Genomic DNA, 19,773 nt, shown 5'->3' with positions numbered 1-19,773 from the left:
CCCCCCCCCCCCCGGCGGCCCGCCCGCCCCCGCCCTGAACCCCCCCCCGCCGCCCCACCCCCCCCCCCCCCCCGCCACCTGCCAGGGCACGGGGGCGAAGCCGTCGGCCACCCGCAGGCTGCCGCTGGCCGCCAGGCTGCCCGCAAAGGCGGGCGCAGCCCCGGTGCGGTCGGGCGTCGGGCTTAGCGTCACGGTGCCGTCAAGATCGGCATGGCCGAGCGACGCCGTGTCGTCGGCGACGAGCTTCAGCCGCAAGCGCCGGCCCGCATAGGCGCCCGTCGACAAGCGGAACCGGAAGGTGCCGGCCGGCGCCTTCGCCTGCCCGCTCAGGCGCAACGGCCCGAACAACGATTCGGCCTCACCCTCTGCATCGAGCCCCGACACGGCGGCGCGCTCGCGCCCGGATGGGTCCCGCACCACCACGGCGCCGTCCCGCACCCGGATATGGCGAAAGGTGAAGCGCTGCGGGTTCGCCACATCCCAGACGCCGGCCACCAGCGTGCCGTCCGGGCGCGTCGTCAGGTTGAGGTGTGGCCGCAGCGCCGTGGCGTCGACGAACTCGACGGCCCCCTGCAGCAGGCTGTTGATCGACAGTTCGGCATCGAGACCGGCCACCGTCACGGACGGGTCCTGCGGGGTGGCGCCGGCGATCGACACCTGCGTGGCGCGGAACAGCGGCCGGGGCAGCAGCTTGACGTCCACCGTTCCGCCGATGCGGACTTCCGCCCCGATGGCACCCGACAGCTTGGCGGCCAGCCAGTCGCGCTGGTGGTTCCAGTTGACCAGATAGGGTCCGACCAGCAGCGCCGACAACAGGGCGATCAGGGCGATCGCGAAGATCGTCAGGCTTTCACGCACGAGAGCGGCGCATCCTTGCGGTTCGAGGGCGCCCGATCATAGCGGGTTTCCGCAAGGCGCGCCCATCGGCCCGACGTCACCCCTTCTCAGGGCCGGGCCGCTGGCCGGCGCCGAGGCGGGCGGCGTGCCAGCGCAGGTGGCTTTCGATGACGCTGGCGATGAAGAAATAAGAATGGTCGTAGCCGGGCCGCAGGTGCAGCGTCAGTGCGATGCCGGCGTCGCGGCAGGCGGCCTCGAGCAGGTGCGGCTTCAGCTCGCGTTCCAGGAAATTATCGGCCAACCCTTGGTCGACCAGGATCTCGGGCACCCGGGCGCCATCGGCGATCAGCGCACAAGCATCGTAGCGACGCCAGGCGGTGCGGTCCGCCCCGAGATAACCGCCGAGCGCCTTCTCGCCCCAAGGGCAGTGCAGCGGCGACACGATCGGCGCCAGCGCCGACACGCTGCGGAACCGGCCGGGGTTGCGCAGCGCCACCGTCAGCGCCCCGTGGCCGCCCATCGAATGGCCGCTGATGGCCTGCCGGTCGCGGTCGAGCGGCAGGGCGTCGAACACCAGCCCCGGTAGTTCGTCCTCGATGTAGCTCCGCATGCGGAAGTTCGTGGCCCAGGGCGCCTGTGTGGCGTCGAGGTAGAAGCCCGCCCCCTGGCCGAAGTCCCAGGCAGGATCGTCCGGCACGCCGTCGCCGCGCGGCGAGGTGTCGGGCGCCAGGAGGGCGAGGCCGAGCTCGGCCGCTACCCGCTGAGCGCCGGCCTTTTCGATGAAGTTGGTTTCGGTGCAGGTCAGCCCGGCCAGGAACCACAACACCGGCACCGGCCCGTGCTCGGCCTGCGGCGGCAGGTAGGCGGCCACCCGCATGGGCGTGCCGGTCGCGGTGGAGTGATGCCGATAGGTGCGCTGCAGGCCGTCGAACAGCCGCGCCTCGGAAACGAGCTCGAGCGTCATGGGCAGCCTATCCTTATCCGGTCGAACTTGCCATTGCGAGCGCGAGCGAAGCAATCCAGAACCCCGGCGCCGGGCTGGATTGCCACGGGGACTGCGCCGCCTCGCAATGACGGGTGAGCGCCATCAGTAGACGACGACCGAGCGGATCGACTCGCCGGCATGCATCAGGTCGAAGCCCTTGTTGATGTCTTCGAGCGGCATGGTGTGGGTGATCAGGTCGTCGATGTTGATCTTGCCCTCCATGTACCAGTCGACGATCTTCGGCACGTCGGTGCGCCCTCTCGCTCCGCCAAAAGCGGAGCCGCGCCAGTTGCGGCCGGTGACGAGTTGGAACGGCCGCGTCGCGATCTCGGCGCCCGACGGGGCCACGCCGATGACGATCGAGGTGCCCCAGCCGCGATGGCAGCATTCGAGCGCCTGGCGCATGGTGTGGACGTTGCCGATGCACTCGAACGAGAAGTCGGCGCCGCCGCCCGTGATGTCGACGATGGCCTGCACGACCTTGTCGCGGCCGACCTCGTCCGGGTTGACGAAATCCGTCATGCCGAACTTGCGGGCCATGTCGGCCTTGGCCGGGTTGAGGTCGACGCCGATGATCTTGTCGGCCCCGACCATGCGGGCACCCTGGATGACGTTCAAGCCGATGCCGCCGAGCCCGAACACCACAACATTGGCGCCGGGCCACACCTTGCCGGTGTAGACCACCGCGCCGATGCCGGTGGTGACGCCGCAGCCGATGTAGCAGATCTTGTCGAAGGGGGCGTCCTCACGCACCTTGGCGACCGCGATCTCGGGCAACACCGTGAAATTCGAGAAGGTCGAGGTGCCCATGTAGTGGAACACCTCGCCACCGTCGCAGGCGAAGCGTGTCGTGCCGTCGGGCATCAGGCCCTGGCCTTGGGTCGCGCGGATGGCGGTGCACAGGTTGGTGCGCTGGCTGAGGCAGCTTTTGCACTGCCGGCATTCGGGCGTGTAGAGCGGGATCACGTGGTCGCCGACCTTCACGCTGGTGACGCCCGGGCCCACCTCGCGCACGATGCCGGCGCCCTCATGGCCCAGGATGGCCGGGAACTTGCCCTCGGAATCGAGGCCCGACAGCGTATAGGCGTCGGTGTGGCAAAGGCCGGTCGCCATGTTCTCGACCAGCACCTCGCCGGCCCGGGGCCCGCCGATCTCGATCGTCTCGATCGTCAGCGGCTTGTTGGCCTCCCAGGCGACGGCGGCGCGGCTCTTCATGGTGGTCCCTTGCGGCGGGTGTGGGGCGTCGACCCCGTCAAAGCATGAAACGGGGACGGCTCAAAGCCCTTGCTGCACCACGGAGAAGGCCGCCTCGTGGCGCGGGCGGCGCAAGTTGTTCACGGTTGCTGGGGTATTCAAACCGGAGGGGCGATACAGGCGGGCGCGGCATGAACAGCGATTGCGGCATGGGCGACGCGAACGAGGCCGCGCGGCTTCAATCCCTGCGGAGCCTGGACATCCTCGACACGGCACCCGAGGAGGAGTTCGACGTCCTGGTCCAGGCCGCCTCCACGGCCTGCGGCACGCCGATCTCGTTCATGAGCCTCGTCGATGCCGACCGGCTCTGGGCCAAGGCGTCGCACGGCATGCCGGGCGTCGTCGTGGCGCCGCGCCGGTCGAATTTCTGTTCCATGACGATCACGGGCGACGACGTCCTGGAGGTGCCCGACGCGACCCTCGACCCGCGGTTCGCCGGGCTCGATTCCGTGCGGGCCGAGGGCGGCGTGCGGTTCTACGCCGGGGCGCCGATCCGCTTGAAGGATGGCCACACGGTCGGCACCGTTTGCGTGATCGACACCATGCCGCGCCGGCTCGAGCCGGCCCAGCGCGAGGTGCTGCGCTGTTTGGCGCTCGCGGCCGCCCGCGGCCTCGATGCCCGCCGGTCGCTGCTGGCCCAGCACCGCATCGCCTTGTCGCTGCAGACCACGATGACGGCGCTCGACGCCAGCCATGACCGCTTGCGCCGCCATTACGAGGCGACGCCCGCGATGTTGCACGCCATCGACGCCGATGGTCGCCTGCTGATGGTCAGCGACCTGTGGCTGAGCAAGCTCGGCTATGGGCGTCGGGAAGTGATCGGGCGCCTGGTCACCGACTTCCTCACCGATGCGTCGCGCCGCAAGGCCCGTGACGTGGTGATCCCGCGGTTCTTCCGCGACGGCCATTGTTCCGGCGTCTCCTACCAGATGGTGGCCAAGAACGGCAGGGTCATCGACGTGCTGCTGTCGGCCGTGGTGGAACGGGGCGCGGCGGGCGAAGACCGTCACAGCCTGACCGTGATCGAGGACGTGACCGACCGGCTTCGGACCGCGCGTGCCCTGCAGGACAGCGAAACGCGCTACCGGCGGCTGGCGGAGGCCACCAACGACGTCATCACGCAGCTCGATATGAACCTGGTGCGCCGCTACGTGTCGCCCGCCTGCCGCAGCGTGCTGGGCTACGAGCCCGACGAGTTGATCGGCCAGGTGGCGAACAAGAGCATCCATCCGGACGACAAGGCATCCCTGCGGTCGGTTTTCGATAAACTGGTGGGCGGCACCATGCCGGGCGACCGGACCATGGTGACCTACCGGACGCGGCACAAGCGGGGCGACTGGATCTGGGTCGAGGTCGGGCTGAACCTGGTGCGCGACCCCGACAACACGCCGCGCCATATGATTTGCGCCCTGCGCGACATCACCGAGCGACGCCGCATCGCGGAAGCGCTCGACGCCGCCCGTGCGGCGGCCGAGCGGGCGGCCGCGAGCAAAACCGAGTTCCTGGCCAACATGAGCCATGAGCTCAGGACGCCGCTGACGGGCCTGCTCGGCCTGCACGACCTGCTGGCCCGCGAGCCCGACCTCGCCCCCCAGCACCGCGCCAAACTGGCCATGGCCCAGGAAACCGGGCGCTCGCTGATGGCCGTCATCAACGACGTGCTCGATTTTTCGAAGATCGAGGCCGGCCAACTGGCCATCGAGACCGTGCCGTTCGACCTGACCGCCCTCATCACGGCCTGCCGGGATTTCGCCACCGGGGATGCGGCCCGCAAGGGCCTTGTGCTCGACGCCACCGTGCCGACCGGCCTGTTCCTGATGGGCGACCCCACGCGGCTGCGGCAGGTGCTGCTCAACCTCCTCGGCAACGCTGTCAAATTCACCGCCACGGGGCGGATCGACATCGTGGCCACCTACGAGGCCGGTCCGGCGCAGTTGCGTCTCACCGTCAGCGACACCGGCATCGGCATCCCGGACGACAAGCTCGAGGCGATCTTCGAGCGCTTCAGCCAGGCCGACGGATCCATCACGCGGCAGTTCGGCGGCAGTGGCCTCGGCCTGTCGATCTGCAAGAACCTCGTCAAGCTGATGGGAGGCACCCTCCGCGTGACCTCCACGATGGGCCAGGGGTCGACCTTCACGATGACCATCCCGGCCGCGACCGCCGAACCCGTGGTGGCCCGCCCGCTGGACGCGCTGCTGGCGGCCGCGGTGCCGCGCCGCGTCCTGCTGGCGGAAGACAACCGGCTGAACGGGATGATCATCACCGAAATGCTCAGCCGCGCCGGCCATCGCGTGATGGTGGTCGAGAACGGGCAGGACGCCATGGCGCTGCTGGCCGCCGACGAGCCCTTCGACGTGGTGCTGATGGACGTCCAGATGCCGGTGCTCGACGGATATTCGGCCACGCGCGCCATCCGGGCCGGCGAGAACGGCACGGCGCACCGCATGCCGATCCTCGGCCTGACCGCCAACGCCACCACCGAGGACGAGGCGCATTGCGCCGCCGCCGGCATGGACGCCCACGTGGCCAAGCCGATCGACTGGGACGACCTGCTGCGCAAGATCGACCGGTTGAGCGGCGGCGCCCCCGCGGCTTCGCCGGCGCCGCCCGCCGCCGCCCCGGTACCCGACGGCGTGCTCGACCGCGAAAGCCTCGCCACCCTGGCCGGCATCATCGGGGCGGACCGCCTCGGAACCATGCTGGACGCCTTCGTGGCCGAAGTGCGCGATCAACTCGACATCCTCCCGACCATGCCGGAAGCGGAGTTGATCGGCTTCGCCCACAACTGGACCTCGATGGCCGGGCATTTCGGCTTCACGGAATTGCAGCATCATGCGGCCGAACTGCACGTCGAGGCGCGGGCGGGCCGCGGCACCGCGCGTGTCGGCGCCCTCAGGATGGCGGCCGAGCGCGCCATCGCGGCGGCGGTCGAACGGCCTTTTACACAATCGGCTTAAAGCTTCCTTTGTGTTTGGGTGCAAGGGTTTACGGGCGGAGGCGTGGCCTTCACCCCAAACCATCGCGGGCGCCCGATGCGGATCGACGATTTCCAGCAGTTCCTGATGGTCGACGACAGCGAGACCGAGCTGTTCCTGACGCGGGCCATCTTCCAGCACAGCTACCCCGGCATCCCGTTCCGGTGCGAGCGCGACGCCGCCCTGGCGCAAGCCCATGTGATCGGTGCCGGCACGAACGGCGTCGATGCCGCCCGGATCTGCATCCTGCTCGACATCCGCATGCCGCGCACCAACGGCTTCGAGCTGATCTACAAGCTGCGCAACGACGTCGGCACCTATCGCTGCCGCATCCTGATGTTGTCGGGTTCGCGCGTCGACGACGACCGGGACCATTCGGCCGCGATCGGCGCCGACGGCTTCGTGACGAAGCCCTTCACCCTATCCAAGCTCGAAGCTGCGCTGGCAGGCTGCGAGGCGCAAAGCGCGGCAGCCTGACGGCCCCGCTTGCGCCGGACCCTGCGAAGCGCCTAACACCCGACCGAGGCGCCGCGCCGGGCCATCGGGGCTGACGGCCCGCCCCAGGGGGGCCGGCGTGAACATCCTGTCGATCCAGTCGCACGTCACCTATGGTCACGTCGGCAATGCGGCCGCCACCTTTCCGATGCAGCGGCTCGGCCATGAGGTGTGGCCGATCCACACCGTGCAATTCTCCAACCACACCGGTTATGGCGCCTGGCGCGGCCAAGTCTTCGATGCCGGACTGATCGGCGAATGCCTGGCCGGCATGGCCGAGCGGGGCGTTCTGGCCACCTGCGACGGCGTGCTGTCGGGCTATATGGGGTCGGCCGACACCGGCATCGCGATCCTCGAGGCCGTATCGACCGTCAAGACCCAGCAGAACGGGGCGCTATATTGCTGCGACCCGGTGATCGGCGACGTCGGCCGCGGCGTCTTCGTGCGACCCGGCATCGCGGAATTCATGCGCCACAAGGCCGTCCCGGCGGCCGACCTCATCACGCCGAACCAGTTCGAGCTCGAGCTGCTATGCGGCCACGAGACGGCCAGCCTGCCCGCCGTTCGCAGGGGCCTCGCGGCCGTGCATGCCACCGGGCCGGCCACCATCCTGGTCACGTCCTACCTCGGCCAGGACACACCGGCGGACGCCATCGACCTCCTGGCTTCCACGGCCGATGGGCTTTGGCGGGTGCGGACGCCTCGGCTCGACATCAGCGTCAACGGAGCCGGCGATGCGATCGCGGCGCTGTTCTTCGTGCACCTGCTGGACACGCGCTCGGCACCCGAGGCGCTGTCGCGGGCAGCTTCGGCGGTGCATGGCCTGCTGCGACACACCCTGGAAGCAGGATCACGGGAGATTGCCTTGGTGGCGGCCCAGGATGAGTTCGTCCGCCCCAGCCGCACCTTTGCAGCAGAAGCCATTTGACACATTCGAACGTTTTGACATTTTCGACGCTTTGCCATGTTTTCCTGAACTGGCGCGGCGCGGTGCACTGATAAACCAGATGGTCAGCTTCGCGTGAGGCTGCGATGGCAAAACGGCCCAATCCACCTCCCCATCCATGATCGATGGCATAACGGGCCGCTTTGCCATGACACGCGAAATTGCCAGATTGGCCGAAGGTGGTCGCATCGTGGTACCGGCCCGGATACGCAAGGCGCTCGCGCTCGACAAGGGTGACGCCGTGTGGCTCAACCTCGTCGATGGCGAGCTCCGCATCCGTCCGGCCCGATCGGCGCTGAAACGAATCCAGCAGCACCTCCTCCCCTTCGCGCCCGGCAGACCGCCGTCCGACGAGCTGGTGGCCGACCGACGCATCGAGGCCGCCCGCGATGGGGGTTGAGCGCTTCGTGCTCGATGCCTCGGCCCTCCTGCGCCTGTTCTTTCAACAAGCTGGAGCCGCACGCGTCGAAGCCGTGCTCGACCGTGCCGTCATGTCGGCGGTGAATTATGCCGAGGTGGTGGCCAAGCTCGCCGACCGCGGCGTGCCGATGAATGCGGTGGCGGCGGACCTCGCCGACCTCGACCTCGAGATCGTACCGGTCGATCGGGCCCTGGCCGATGACGCCGGCTGGATCGGGGCAGGCCCGAACCGCAGCGGCCTTGCGGTGACGGACCGCTGCTGTCTCGCCTTGGCCCGGCGCCTCGGTGCCGTGGCGATGACCACCGACCGGGGCTGGCCACCCATCGGCGCCGCCATCGGGGTCGCGGTCGAGGTGCTGCCCGATCACGCGACGGGGTGACGGCGCGCCGCCTGCCGTGATACCGCACACCCATGCTCGAAGGCCTGCCGCCCAACAATGCCGCCACCGTGCTGCGCCTCGCCTGCAGCGAAGCGGAGGCGCGTGCTGCGGCCGATTTCGTGGTCGAGTTCTTCGACCCGGCCGAAACCGCCGCTGCCGCCTTCGAAGATGAGGACGCGCCCGGCGAGCCGAAGCCTTGGATGCTGGAAGTGTTCTTCGGCCGCCCGCCCGACGAGGATTTCGTGCGCGGCTTGCTGGCCCAGTCGGCCGGGCCCGATTGCGCCGCCGCGGCCAGCTTCGGCAGCGTCGCCGAACGCGACTGGGTGGCGCGCTCGCTCGAAGGGCTGCACGCCGTAAGGGCCGGGCGCTTCCTGGTGCACGGCGCCCATGACCGCGACCGGCTGCGTTCGAACGATCTCGGGCTCGAGATCGAGGCGGCCCTGGCTTTCGGCACCGGCCACCACGGCACCACGCGGGGCTGCCTCCTGATGCTCGATGCCGAATTGAAGCGGCGGCGCCCCCGGCGGGTGCTCGACCTCGGCACCGGCACGGGTGTGTTGGCCATGGCGGCCGCCCGGGCGCTGCGCCAGCCGGTGCGCTGCGGCGACATCGACCGGATCGCGGTCGATGCCGCGGCCGGCAATGCACGCCTGAATGGCGTCGGCCCTCATGTGCGACCGGTCGTGTCGGTCGGGGCGCGCCACGGCACGCTGCGGGCGGGCGCCCCCTATGACCTCATCTTCGCCAACATCCTGGCCAAGCCGCTGCGGCTGCTGGCGCCGTCGATCAGCGCCATCGCGGCCCGAGGGGGCGTGCTGATCCTGTCGGGGTTGTTGGCGCGCGACGTGCCAGGCATCCTGTCGAGCTATGCGGCGCAGGGCTTCGCGCTGCGCCGGCGCCTCGAGCTCGAAGGCTGGTGTACGTTGCTGCTCGGCTAGGCTGTCGGGTCGAGGGAGACCTCGACCATCGGGCAGCCGACCCCGAGAAAGACCTGAAGTCGGTCTGGTTCGCAAGGACCCGGGACAGACTTCAGCGGCACGATCCGTGCATCGTTCATCGGCCGTTCGGGGAACGGCGCCCACATGACCCGTTCCGCGGAGCTCGGATCGATCGCCATGCAAAAGCCCGTCCTGGTCGTGCTCCATCAGGAACATTCGTCGCCGGCCCGCATCGGCCGGCTGCTACGGGCGCGCGGCTACCCGCTCGACATCCGGCGGCCGCGCTTCGGCGACCCGTTGCCCCCGACCATGGCGGAGCATGCCGGCGCGGTGATCTTCGGTGGCCCGATGAGCGCCAACGACCCGGACGACTTCATCAAGACGGAAACCGACTGGATCGGCGTGCCGCTGCGGGAAGGCGTGCCGTTCCTCGGTGTCTGCCTCGGGGCGCAATTGTTCGCCCGCCACCTCGGTGAGAAGGTTTATCCGCATCCGGCCGGACGGGTCGAGGTCGGCTATTACCCGATCACGCCGACCGCCGAAGCGGAGCGGCTGTTCGGCACCGGCGTCTTTCCGCGTCGCGTTTACCAATGGCATCGGGAAGGCTTCGACCTGCCGCGCAGCGCCAGCCTGCTGGCGTCGGGCCTCGATTTCGAGGTGCAGGCCTGCCACGTGGCAGAACGCGCTTTCGCGCTGCAGTTCCACCCCGAAGTGACCTACGCGATGATGTGCGCCTGGACCGTCAAGGGCCATGACCGCATGACGATGCCGGGGGCCTGGCCGACCCGGCAGCACCACCTCGACGGCTGGTTCGCCCATGACGCTGCCGTGGCGCGCTGGCTCGACGCCTTTCTGGGGTTCTGGATCAGCCGGGGCCGCGACAGCGCCCAGCCCGCGACCGGACCGGCGATCGAACGGGCCTTCCCGGCCGGCACCGATCTTGCCACCGCGGCCGAATAGGCCGCGAAACCGTCACACCAGCGGGTAATGGCAGGCCGCCATCTGGCCGGCCGGCATCGGCCGCAGCTGCGGCGCTTCGGTGCGGCAGCGCGCTTGTGCCTTCGGGCAGCGGGTGTGGAAGCGGCACCCCGACGGCGGGTCGAGGGGGCTCGGCACATCGCCGCGCAAGACGATGCGTTCCCGCGGCGGCCCGTCCACCTCGGGCACCGGCACGGCGGCGATCAGCGCCGCCGTGTAGGGGTGGGCCGGCTCCGCGAAGATCGTGTCGGTCGGGCCCGTCTCGACGATGGCGCCGAGGTACATCACGGCGGTCCGCCGCGACACCTGGCGGATCACGCTCAGGTCGTGGGCGATAAACACATAGGTGATGCCGAGCCGGTCCTGTAGGTCCATGAATAGGTTGACGATCTGGGCCTGCACCGACACGTCGAGCGCCGACACCGATTCGTCCGCCACCACCAGGGCCGGGTCGAGGGCCAGCGCCCGGGCGATGCCGATGCGCTGCCGCTGGCCGCCCGAGAACTCGTGCGGGTAGCGTTCGAGGTGGTCGGCCTCGAGGCCGACGAGGTCCATCAGCTCCACGAGCCGGGCGCGGATATCGCCGCCGGAATAGCGCCGTCCGTCCGGCCGGCGATGCACCTTCAAGGGTTCGGCCACCAGCTCGCCGACACGCCGCCGCGGGTTCAGCGACGCCGCCGGGTCCTGGAACACCATCTGCATGCGCGGGCGCAGCGGCCGGAGACCGCGCAGCCCAAGGCGCGTGATGTCGTGGCCCTCGAACAATACCTGGCCGGAGGTCGGCTCGTAGAGCCGCAACAAGGCGCGCCCGAGCGTGGACTTGCCACAGCCGGACTCGCCCACGAGTCCCAGCGTTTCGCCGCGCTCCACCGTCAGCGACACGTCGTCGACCGCGCGCAGCACCTGCGGCCCGCCCGCCGTGAAGCGCCCGCCGAGGCTGAAGTGCATCGACAGGTTCTTGGCCTCGAGGAGGGGCGCAGGGGTATTCATCGGACTCCAGTCGCATGAACCGGGTGCAAGCACAGCCAGTCGTCATTCCGGGGCGGCGAAGCCGAACCCGGAACCGGGCGCGTATCCGTCCAACAGTGAGGCTCCCGGTTCCGGATCTTCGCTGCGCTCCGTCCGGAATGACGCGCGGGGCCTCTCATCACCGTCCCACCGGCTCCAGCAGCGCTTCGGCCCGGTAGCAGGCCACGGTCTGCCGGTCGCGCCGGAACAACGGCGGGTCGCGGTCGCAGGGCTCGTACCGATAAGCGCAGCGCGGCGCGAAGCGGCAGCCAGGCGGGCGGTTGGCGGGCGACGGCGGGGCACCCGGAATGGCGATCAGGCGATGCGGCCGCGCCCCCCGCATGGGCGGGATCGAGCGCAACAGCCCTTCCGTATAGGGGTGGCCAGGGTGGCGGAACACCGGCGGCTTCGGGCCTTCCTCGACGATGCGGCCGGCATACATCACCATCACGCGGTCGGCCACCTCGGCCACCACGCCCATGTCGTGGGTGACGAGGATCACGGCCGAGTCGTGGTCGCGCCGCAACTGCTCGATCAGCCGCAGGATCTGGGCCTGCACCGTGACGTCGAGGGCGGTCGTGGGCTCGTCGGCGATCAACAGCGACGGGTCGCAGCTGAGCGCCATGGCGATCATGGCGCGCTGCCGCATGCCGCCCGACAACTGGTGCGGGTAGCGGTCGACCTGGATGGCCGGCGACGGCATGCCCATTTCGCCCAGCAGTTCGATCGCGCGGGCGCGCGCTTGTTTCTTGGTCAGCTTGCGGTGGGCCCTGAGCTGTTCGGCGATCTGCCAGCCGATCGTGTAGACCGGCGTCATGGCGCTCATCGGGTCCTGGAAGATCATGGCGATCTCGTCGCCCCGCACGGCCTGGAGCTTGCCCCGGGCCATGCCGACGATCTGCTGGCCCTTGTAACGGATCGAGCCGGTCACCAGCGCGTTCGGGTCGGTGATCAGGCCCATCAGGGCCAGCGAGGTGAGCGACTTGCCGGAGCCGGATTCGCCGACGAGCGACACGAGCTCGCCGGGCCGGATCGCGAAGGACACGTCGTCGACCGCCGTCACGAGCCCGTGCTCGGTGCGGAAGGCGACGCTGAGGTGTTCGACCGCCAGCAGCGGCTCGGCCGCCGATGGTGGCTCGGACGGGGCGCGGTCAAGCACGGCTGGTTCTCACGCGCGGGTCGAGGGTGGCATAGAGCACGTCCACCACCGCATTGGCGCCCACCACGAAGACGGACGCATACATAACGGCGGCGAGGATCATCGGCAGGTCGAGATTGCCGAAGGCGTTGTAGGTGAGGAAGCCGACGCCCTGGAGGCCGAAGACGATCTCGACCAGCAACGTGCCGCCCCCCACCAGCGCCCCGAAGTCGAGCCCGAACAGCGATACGAAGGTGATCAGCGAGGTGCGCAACGCGTGGCGGACGAGGATGCGCCGCTCCGACAAGCCCTTGGCCCTGGCGGTGCGGATGAAATCCTCCTGGTAGGCCTCGACGAGGCTCGCCCGGAGCACGCGGCCGTAAAGCCCGATGTAAAGGATCGCCAGGGTGATCCAGGGCATGATCAGCGCCTTGCACCAGCCCCACGGGTCTTGGGTCAACGGCACATAGCCGAGCGCCGGCACCCAGGAAAACGCCCAGGTGTCGTGATAGCGGCTTTGCGTCACGAGGTTGACCACCTCGCCGACCCAGAACACCGGCATCGAGACCCCGACGAGGCCCAGCACCATCAGGGCCTTGTCGACGACCGTGCCACGCAGCACCGCGGCCGCGATGCCGATGGCGAGCGACACCACCACCCAGAGCACGGCGGCGCCAAACAACAGCGACAACGTCACCGGCACGGCCTGCAGGATGGTCGGGATGATCTTCTGGCCACGGTTGACGAAGGAGGTGAGGTCGCCGGTGATGAACAGGCGCTTCATCATCAAGCCATATTGCACCGGGATCGGCCGATCGAAGCCGAAGTCGTGCCGCACGGCAGCCAGGATCTCGGGCGACGCGTTGCGGCCCGCGATGCGGGCCGAAGGGTCGGCGCCCGGCGTCGCGAAGAAGATCAGGAACACGATGATCGAGATGCCGAACATCACGAACAGCATCTCGCCAAGCCGGCGCAGCAACACGAGCGCCATCAGCCCTTCATCCTGAGCTTGGCCTTGGGGTCGAGCGCGTCCCGGACCCCGTCGCCGAAGACGTTGAGCGCCACCACGGTCAACACCACCGCGATGCCGGGCAGGATGGCCACCAACGGCCGGGTGTAGAGCAGCCCCTGGCCATCCTCGATGATCGTGCCCCAGGAAGCCTGCGGCGACTGCACCCCGATGGACAGGAACGACAGCGCCGATTCGACGATCATGTTGAGCGCCATGGTGAGCGGCGCGAAGACGATCAGCGTCGAGGCGACGTTGGGCAAGATGTCGACCAGCAGGATGCGCGGGCGCGGCACGCCGAGGCCGATCGCGGCCAGCACGAATTCGCTGCGCTTCAATTGCATCACCTGGCCGCGGATCGGCCGCGCCACATAGGGGATGTAGACGAGGCCGATGATCAGGATCGGCAGCAGCAGGCTGTCGGACGCGATGGTGACCGGCCCCAGCACCAGCCCATGGCTGATGGTGACGACCGACAGCGAGATCGCCAGCAAGAACACCGGGAAGGCCCATAGGATGTCGAGCAGCCGCGACAACACGAGGTCGATCCAGCCGCCGAAGAAGCCCGCCACGATGCCGACGACCGCCGCCAGAACAAGGGTGATGGCCATCGAGGCGCCGGCGATCAGCAGCGAGTTCTGGCCGCCGTAAAGCAGCCGGGCCATCACGTCGCGGCCCTGGCCGTCGGCACCGAACAGGTATTGCCCGGTCCAGGTCGGGCCGATCGGCGTGGTGCCGAGGCCGAGGCCCTCGGTTTCGGCCTGCATCACCGGCACGTCGACGCCATCGAGCGTGATCGATCCGCTGAGGTTGGAGGAGAACGGATCGATGCGGGCCACGTGGGCGGCATAAAGCGGCGCCATCAGGCAGGCCGCCACGATGAGCGCCAACATCACCAGGGCCGCCATGGCGGCCCTGTCCTGGCCAAGCTTGCGGAAAGCCGTGGCCCAGGGGCCGCGGCTGACGCGCATCCTCGCCGGCCCCGCCGCGACGGGCGCGGCGGCTTCGGTCACGATGCTCAAGAGATCACTGCACCCAGGCCTGGGACAGGATCATGTGATACGTGTCGTTGAACACGAAGTTGCCGACCCGGTTCGACACCACATCGACGCGCTTGGGCTGGAACAGCGCCGCGGCCGGCGCGGCATCCGTGATGGCCTTGTCGATCTTCGCCCACATGGCATCGGCGGCCTTCGGATCGGTGACGGCCGTCGCCAGCGCCTGCTTCATGTCGCCATCGACCCCCTTGTCGCACCAGCCGGACATGTTGACGGACGAATCCGAACCGGGGTGGAACGAGTCGCAGCCGAACAGCACGTTGAGGAAGTCCGACGGCGCCGGGTAGTCGGCGTACCAGTCCGTCACCGAAATCTGCACGTTGTTGTTGGTGTTCTGGATGTAGGTGAACTGGATGTTGTGCGAGATCGTCTTCAGGCTGGCGTCGTAGCCGAGGTCGCGCAGCACGCCCTGCATGTAGGTGGCGATCGCCTTCGGAATGGCCTTGTCGTCGCCGATCAGCGTCACCTTCTGGCCCTTGGTGCCGGATTCCTCGATCAGTTGCTTGGCCTTCTCCATGTCGGGTGCGGACCACTTGCCGGACCCCGGGTTCTTGGTGAAGGGGCAATAAGCCTCGTAGCCCGCCATGCCGACCGGCAGGTGCTGGCAGAGCGGGTTCGCGAGGTTCGGGCCGCCGAACAAGCCGACAAGCGCCTTGCGGTCGACCGCATAGGCCACCGCCTGCCGCGCCTTGGCGTTGTTGAACGGCGGAAGGTTGACGTTCATCGGCACGTAATAATAGGCCGACAGCGTGTGGACCTTCACCTGCTTGGCATATTTGGTGCCGAGTTCGCCGAGGCGGTCGGTCGGCGGATCGTCATAGGTCCAGTCGGCCTGGCCGTTCAGCACGGCGGTCAGGCCGGCCTGATCGTCGAGGCCGAAATTATACTCGAAGCCGTCGACGAAGCCGTCGGGCTGCGCATCGGCGCTGAACAGCTTGAACGCCGGATTGCGGACGATCTTCATGCCGTGATCGGGATCGTAGCTGGCGATCATGTAGGGGCCGGTGGCGGCCGCCGGCGTGGTGCCGAGGTCCTTCGTGGCCGTGTCGGCCGGCAGGATCGAGGCATGCGGCACCGACAGCTTGTCGAAGAACTCGGCGTCGGGCGCGACAAGGTGGAACGTCACCGTATTGGCCTTGTCGTCGCCGATTACGCCGTCCTTGAGCGAGCAGGTCGCGGCCGCCTTGAGGCAGGCGTCGGCCCCGACGATGCCGTTATAGAAAGAGCCGGCCGTCGGGCTCGACACCTTGAAGATGCGCTCGAAGGACGCCACCACATCGGCCGGCGTCACGACCTTGCCGGTCGAGAACTTCACGCCGTCCCGCAGCTTGAACACATAGGTCTTGCCGCCGTCCTGCGGCTCCGGCATCGCGGCCGCGAGGTCGGGCACGATGGTGTTGCCTTCCTTGCCGTCCGCCTTCTTGAAGGCCAGCAGGCCGTCGTTGGTGACGGCGAACAGCTGCCAGAACTGCTGCTCGTAGTTGATCATCGGATCGATCGTGCCGGCCGAGCCATGCGCGTTCAGCTTCATGGTGCCGCCACGATGGTCCTTCATCAAGGCATCGCGGTCAGCCGCATGGGCGCTTCCGGATAACAGAACTGCCGTCGCGATGGACGACATAAGCGTCGCGAGGCTACGTCTTTGCACGATCATGAACAATCCTTAGGCACATGAGGCGGCTCAGCGCGCTTAACGCACCCTTCGGGCAAGGCCGTCAAGCCGACGCGCCGAGGCCGCCGCTCGCTCGAGCGTGGCAAGCCGCATGCCAGGGTTCCGAAACACGCACACACCGTCGCGGCCTGAGTGCCGATGGCGGTTCAGGGTTGACGAGCGGCGCAAGCGGCTGATATGCGTCGCCCATTCAGGCGCTTCGTGCGCCTTGCTGTTTTTAGCAAAGGGCTGCGGCGCAGCCGACAGCTTTGGGAACCGGATCACAATGGCGAATACCTCCTCGGCCAAGAAGGCCGTGCGCAAGCTCGAACGCCGCACGCGGATCAACCGCATGCGCCGCAGCGCCATGCGTACGCAGCTCCGCAAGGCTGAGGAAGCCATCGCCAAGGGCGACGCTGGCAATGCCCTGACGGTGTTGTCGACCACGGAATCGGTGGTGATGCGCTCGGTGCAGAAGGGCGTCATCCACAAGAACACCGCGTCGCGCACCGTTTCGCGCCTGACCAAGCGGGTCAAGGCGCTGTCGGCCCAGGCTGCGCAGGCCTGACACTTTCCAATTTTATCTGGTGTGACGCCCCCGTTCTGATCGAGCGGGGGCGTTTGCATGTGTGGTGCGGCGCTTTGGCAGGTCCGTGTGTTTCGGAAAGCCTGGGCTGGGCATCGCGGCCGTCCTATGCCGAAAGCTGATTCGGCAGTGCCGCCGACCCGCAACGGGTGCCCATGACCGATCCTACCGCTTCAGACGCGAGCGCCCGTTCGTTTCGAGACGCCGAGCGGATCGCAGCGGAGCTCAAGGGGCTCGGTGGCAACACCGACCCGTTCGTGGCCGCCGTGCGGGCCAGCCGCATGCCGATGATCGTCACGGACCCTCGGCAGGCCGACAATCCGGTGGTGTTCGTCAACGACGCGTTCTGCCGGCTGACCCAGTATACCCGGGACGAGATCCTCGGGCGCAACTGCCGTTTCCTGCAGGGCCCCGACACCGATCCCGACACGGTGATCGCGATCCGGGCGGCGGTCGAGGCGCTGCGCTCGATCGAAATCGACATCCGCAACCACCGCAAGGACGGCACGACGTTCTGGAACCGGCTTCTGCTGGCGCCGGTGTACGACCTTGACGGGAAGCTCGCCTATTTCTTCGCCAGCCAGTTCGACGTGACGATGGAGCGCGAGCGGCTGCAGGGGCTGCAAAGCCATAATGCGGCGCTGACGGCGGAACTCACCGCCAAGCTGCAGGACCAGCGCGAACGGGACATGGAGCTGCGCTTCACGCTCGAAGCGGGGCGCTTCGGCGCCTGGACACTCGACCTCGAAACCGAGGCCTTGGCGACCTCGGCGGTGTTGCGCGAAACGTTTGGCCGCCCGCCCGAGGCCGCCTTCAGCTATGCCGACCTGTGGAGCGCCATCCACCCCGACGACCGCGACCGCGTCAAGCGCGAGATCGACGACAGCCTCGCCACGGGCCACCAGTGCAATGTCAGCTACCGCATCCTGACGCCGGAGAACGAGATCCGCTGGGTGCAGGGCCGCGCCCGCCCGATTTTCACGGCCGACGGCCGGCCGCTGCGCTTGTCCGGTGTCGCGCTCGACATCACGGAGGAAAAGCGCGCCGGGGCGTTGCGTCAGGCGCTCGTCGACCTCGGCAGCCTGTTCCGCAACAGCCAGCATCCGGCGGAGCTGTCTTATGCGGCGGGGCACCTGCTTGGACGCACACTCGGCATCGACAGGGCCGGCTTCGGCCTGCTGCATGACGACCAGCTCACGATCGAGCGGGACTGGACGGCGCCCGGCATCGAAAGCCTGGTCGGAACCATGCCGCTGCCTCGCTTGAGCGATCTCGACGCGGCGTTGCACCGGGGCGAAACCGCGGTGTTGCCCGATGCCGCCGCCGAACCGCAGGCGGCCGCGACCATGCGGGCGCATAACATCGGCGCACTCGTCGCCGTCCCCTTGATCGAGGGGGGCCGGCTCGTGGCGCTGCTTTACGTGCATGCGGTCGCGCCCCGCCCCTGGACGGCCGACGAGGTGCAGTTCATTGAGGAGGTGGCCGAGCGCACGCGGGCCGCCATCGAGCGGCGCCGCGCCGAGCAGGAATTGGCGGCCTTGGCGGCGTCGCTCGAACAACAGGTGGCGCAGCGCACGCGCGAACTGCTGGCGGCCGAAGAAGCTCTGCGCCAATCGCAGAAGATGGAGGCCATCGGCCAGCTCACCGGCGGCGTGGCGCATGATTTCAACAATCTGCTGACGGTGATCCGTTCCTCGGTCGACCTGATGCGGCGGCCCAACCTCGCCGAAGACCGCCGCCGCCGCTACATGGACGCCATCTCGGATACGGTGAACCGCGCCGCCAAGCTGACGGGCCAGTTGCTGGCGTTTGCGCGGCGGCAGGCCCTCAAGCCGCAGACCTTCGACCTGCGCGAGCGGCTGACCGGCATGGCCGACATGATCGATACGGTGACGGGCGCCCGCATCCGGGTGCTGACGGACCTGCCGCAAACACCCTGCTTCGTGCGGGCGGACGTCAGCCAGTTCGAGACCGCCCTGGTCAATATGGCGGTCAACGCTCGGGACGCCATGGACGGCGAAGGGGCCCTGACGCTGCGGCTGGCCCAGGTCGAAGACATCCCGGCGATCCGGGGCCATGCCGGCACGGCAGGGCGGTTCGCGGCCGTGTCGATCACCGACACCGGGGAAGGGATCTCGAACGAAAACCTCGGCCGCATCTTCGAGCCGTTCTTCACCACCAAGGGGGTCGGCAAGGGCACCGGCCTCGGGCTCAGCCAGGTGTTCGGCTTCGCCAAGCAGTCGGGCGGCGACGTCGATGTGCGGAGCCGCGAACGCGAAGGCACCACCTTCACGCTGTTCCTGCCGCAGATCGACGGCCTCGACCAAGAGGCACCGGAGCTCGGCCTCCCCGCCAAGCACGCACTCGGGGGCGGCGGCCGACGGGTGCTGCTGGTGGAGGACAACGTCGAAGTCGGGCGCTTCTCGACCCAGGTGCTGCAGGACCTCGGCTATCAGACCGTGTGGGCCACGACGGCCGTCGATGCGCTGGTGAAGCTCGGCGACGGAAGCGGTTTCGACGTGGTGTTCTCCGACGTCGTGATGCCGGGCCTCAGTGGCATCGAACTGGCCAAGCAGATCCGCGATCGTTTGCCCGGCATGCCGGTCGTGCTGACAAGCGGCTACAGCCACGTGCTGGCCGAAGAAGGCGCACACGGATTCGAATTGCTGCACAAGCCTTATTCGGCCGAACAAGTGTCGCGCGTGTTGCGACGCGCCATCACGCCGTCACGATCCTCGCCCGCCTCCTGACGGGCGGACGGGGGTCGGCTGCCCGATCGGGCCAAGTGGTTTCCACTTGGCCCCGTCAGCCTTAGCGGCAGATGCGGCGGGTGCGGTAGTCGACGATCTGACCATCCTCATCATAGATGGGCTTACGCACCACGCGGCACTCCGGCTCGTCCTCGACCTCATAGGCGCCCGGCGGCGGGGGGGGCGGAGGCGGCGGCGCGTAGCCGGGCTGCTGGTAGCCAGGCTGCTGGCCGCTCAACAATGCACCGCCAACGATGCCGCCCAGCACGCCGGCCCCGATCGCGGCGCCGACACCCGAATTGTGATGGTGCCTGCGCTGTTCCTGCGGCTGCCCCGGGCCGGCGCCCGGCCCAGGCCCGCCC

At 68.6% G+C, this 19,773-nt stretch carries 17 protein-coding genes and 1 pseudogene; 9 read left to right on the top strand and 9 right to left on the bottom strand.

Going from position 1 to position 19,773, the window contains the following annotated elements:
* The 3 genes from P7D22_RS18430 to P7D22_RS18420 form a co-directional block, all read right to left on the bottom strand.
* Window positions 1–858, bottom strand: an 858-nt coding sequence (locus tag P7D22_RS18430; RefSeq protein WP_319935718.1) for an AsmA family protein, incomplete at its 3' end; no start/stop codon positions are given.
* Window positions 859–934: 76 nt separating this feature from the next.
* On the bottom strand, window positions 935–1,801 hold the full coding sequence (fghA, locus tag P7D22_RS18425; protein ID WP_319935717.1) for an S-formylglutathione hydrolase: 867 nt from the start codon (window positions 1,799–1,801) through the stop codon (window positions 935–937).
* Window positions 1,802–1,924: 123 nt separating this feature from the next.
* Window positions 1,925–3,037: an S-(hydroxymethyl)glutathione dehydrogenase/class III alcohol dehydrogenase gene (locus P7D22_RS18420; RefSeq protein ID WP_319935716.1), complete on the bottom strand. Its 1,113-nt coding sequence runs from the start codon at window positions 3,035–3,037 to the stop codon at window positions 1,925–1,927.
* A gap of 170 nt (window positions 3,038–3,207) precedes the next feature.
* On the opposite strand from P7D22_RS18420, the gene P7D22_RS18415 reads away from it, so the two are divergent.
* From P7D22_RS18415 to P7D22_RS18385, 7 genes are all read left to right on the top strand, one after another.
* On the top strand, window positions 3,208–6,036 hold the full coding sequence (locus P7D22_RS18415) for a PAS domain S-box protein (protein WP_319935715.1): 2,829 nt from the start codon (window positions 3,208–3,210) through the stop codon (window positions 6,034–6,036).
* Window positions 6,037–6,078: 42 nt separating this feature from the next.
* Window positions 6,079–6,531, top strand: coding sequence for a response regulator (locus tag P7D22_RS18410; protein ID WP_319935714.1), 453 nt, complete (start codon window positions 6,079–6,081; stop codon window positions 6,529–6,531).
* Between the two features lie 97 nt (window positions 6,532–6,628).
* The gene (gene pdxY / locus P7D22_RS18405) at window positions 6,629–7,477 is read left to right on the top strand and encodes a pyridoxal kinase PdxY (RefSeq protein ID WP_319935713.1); all 849 of its coding nucleotides are present in this window, start codon (window positions 6,629–6,631) and stop codon (window positions 7,475–7,477) included.
* Window positions 7,478–7,643: 166 nt separating this feature from the next.
* Window positions 7,644–7,895: an AbrB/MazE/SpoVT family DNA-binding domain-containing protein gene (locus tag P7D22_RS18400; RefSeq protein ID WP_319935712.1), complete on the top strand. Its 252-nt coding sequence runs from the start codon at window positions 7,644–7,646 to the stop codon at window positions 7,893–7,895.
* The gene (locus P7D22_RS18395; protein WP_319935711.1) at window positions 7,885–8,295 is read left to right on the top strand and encodes a type II toxin-antitoxin system VapC family toxin; all 411 of its coding nucleotides are present in this window, start codon (window positions 7,885–7,887) and stop codon (window positions 8,293–8,295) included. The genes P7D22_RS18400 and P7D22_RS18395 overlap by 11 nt, the downstream gene beginning before the upstream one ends.
* Before the next feature lie 32 nt (window positions 8,296–8,327).
* The gene (locus tag P7D22_RS18390) at window positions 8,328–9,233 is read left to right on the top strand and encodes a 50S ribosomal protein L11 methyltransferase (protein ID WP_319935710.1); all 906 of its coding nucleotides are present in this window, start codon (window positions 8,328–8,330) and stop codon (window positions 9,231–9,233) included.
* A gap of 144 nt (window positions 9,234–9,377) precedes the next feature.
* On the top strand, window positions 9,378–10,193 hold the full coding sequence (locus P7D22_RS18385; RefSeq protein WP_319935709.1) for a glutamine amidotransferase: 816 nt from the start codon (window positions 9,378–9,380) through the stop codon (window positions 10,191–10,193).
* Window positions 10,194–10,205: 12 nt separating this feature from the next.
* Here the strand turns inward: P7D22_RS18385 and P7D22_RS18380 are convergent, their stop codons facing one another.
* The 5 genes from P7D22_RS18380 to P7D22_RS18360 form a co-directional block, all read right to left on the bottom strand.
* Window positions 10,206–11,201 (bottom strand): ABC transporter ATP-binding protein, encoded by a 996-nt coding sequence (locus P7D22_RS18380; RefSeq protein ID WP_319935708.1) that lies wholly within the window; start codon window positions 11,199–11,201, stop codon window positions 10,206–10,208.
* Between the two features lie 157 nt (window positions 11,202–11,358).
* Window positions 11,359–12,378: an ABC transporter ATP-binding protein gene (locus tag P7D22_RS18375; RefSeq protein ID WP_319935707.1), complete on the bottom strand. Its 1,020-nt coding sequence runs from the start codon at window positions 12,376–12,378 to the stop codon at window positions 11,359–11,361.
* Window positions 12,371–13,348, bottom strand: coding sequence for an ABC transporter permease (locus P7D22_RS18370; RefSeq protein ID WP_319935706.1), 978 nt, complete (start codon window positions 13,346–13,348; stop codon window positions 12,371–12,373). Before P7D22_RS18370 ends, P7D22_RS18375 begins: the two co-directional genes overlap by 8 nt.
* Window positions 13,348–14,379, bottom strand: coding sequence for an ABC transporter permease (locus P7D22_RS18365; RefSeq protein WP_319935719.1), 1,032 nt, complete (start codon window positions 14,377–14,379; stop codon window positions 13,348–13,350). The genes P7D22_RS18370 and P7D22_RS18365 overlap by 1 nt, the downstream gene beginning before the upstream one ends.
* A 13-nt stretch (window positions 14,380–14,392) precedes the next feature.
* Window positions 14,393–16,078, bottom strand: coding sequence for an ABC transporter substrate-binding protein (locus P7D22_RS18360; RefSeq protein ID WP_319935705.1), 1,686 nt, complete (start codon window positions 16,076–16,078; stop codon window positions 14,393–14,395).
* A gap of 283 nt (window positions 16,079–16,361) precedes the next feature.
* On the opposite strand from P7D22_RS18360, the gene rpsT reads away from it, so the two are divergent.
* The gene (gene rpsT / locus P7D22_RS18355) at window positions 16,362–16,643 is read left to right on the top strand and encodes a 30S ribosomal protein S20 (RefSeq protein ID WP_319935704.1); all 282 of its coding nucleotides are present in this window, start codon (window positions 16,362–16,364) and stop codon (window positions 16,641–16,643) included.
* Between the two features lie 173 nt (window positions 16,644–16,816).
* Window positions 16,817–19,411, top strand: coding sequence for a PAS domain-containing protein (locus tag P7D22_RS18350; protein WP_319935703.1), 2,595 nt, complete (start codon window positions 16,817–16,819; stop codon window positions 19,409–19,411).
* Window positions 19,412–19,472: 61 nt separating this feature from the next.
* Here the strand turns inward: P7D22_RS18350 and P7D22_RS18345 are convergent.
* Window positions 19,473–19,773, bottom strand: a pseudogene (locus P7D22_RS18345) (hypothetical protein); the annotation flags it as partial.

The sequence above is a fragment of the Lichenihabitans sp. Uapishka_5 genome, assembly GCF_033947565.1.
Taxonomy (GTDB): Bacteria; Pseudomonadota; Alphaproteobacteria; order Rhizobiales; family Beijerinckiaceae; genus Lichenihabitans.
Note: the sequence above shows the minus strand (reverse complement) of the source record. Positions and strands in the feature narration are given on the sequence as shown.

What these genes read in the sequence shown, in the direction of transcription:
- fghA (WP_319935717.1), bottom strand. Translation starts at nt 1,801, where the DNA reads ATGACGCTCGAGCTCGTTTCCGAGGCGCGGCTGTTCGACGGCCTGCAG.
- P7D22_RS18420 (WP_319935716.1), bottom strand. Translation starts at nt 3,037, where the DNA reads ATGAAGAGCCGCGCCGCCGTCGCCTGGGAGGCCAACAAGCCGCTGACG.
- P7D22_RS18415 (WP_319935715.1), top strand. Translation starts at nt 3,208, where the DNA reads ATGAACAGCGATTGCGGCATGGGCGACGCGAACGAGGCCGCGCGGCTT.
- P7D22_RS18400 (WP_319935712.1), top strand. Translation starts at nt 7,644, where the DNA reads ATGACACGCGAAATTGCCAGATTGGCCGAAGGTGGTCGCATCGTGGTA.
- P7D22_RS18395 (WP_319935711.1), top strand. Translation starts at nt 7,885, where the DNA reads ATGGGGGTTGAGCGCTTCGTGCTCGATGCCTCGGCCCTCCTGCGCCTG.
- P7D22_RS18390 (WP_319935710.1), top strand. Translation starts at nt 8,328, where the DNA reads ATGCTCGAAGGCCTGCCGCCCAACAATGCCGCCACCGTGCTGCGCCTC.
- P7D22_RS18385 (WP_319935709.1), top strand. Translation starts at nt 9,378, where the DNA reads ATGACCCGTTCCGCGGAGCTCGGATCGATCGCCATGCAAAAGCCCGTC.
- P7D22_RS18380 (WP_319935708.1), bottom strand. Translation starts at nt 11,201, where the DNA reads ATGAATACCCCTGCGCCCCTCCTCGAGGCCAAGAACCTGTCGATGCAC.
- P7D22_RS18370 (WP_319935706.1), bottom strand. Translation starts at nt 13,348, where the DNA reads ATGGCGCTCGTGTTGCTGCGCCGGCTTGGCGAGATGCTGTTCGTGATG.
- P7D22_RS18360 (WP_319935705.1), bottom strand. Translation starts at nt 16,078, where the DNA reads ATGATCGTGCAAAGACGTAGCCTCGCGACGCTTATGTCGTCCATCGCG.
- rpsT (WP_319935704.1), top strand. Translation starts at nt 16,362, where the DNA reads ATGGCGAATACCTCCTCGGCCAAGAAGGCCGTGCGCAAGCTCGAACGC.
- P7D22_RS18350 (WP_319935703.1), top strand. Translation starts at nt 16,817, where the DNA reads ATGACCGATCCTACCGCTTCAGACGCGAGCGCCCGTTCGTTTCGAGAC.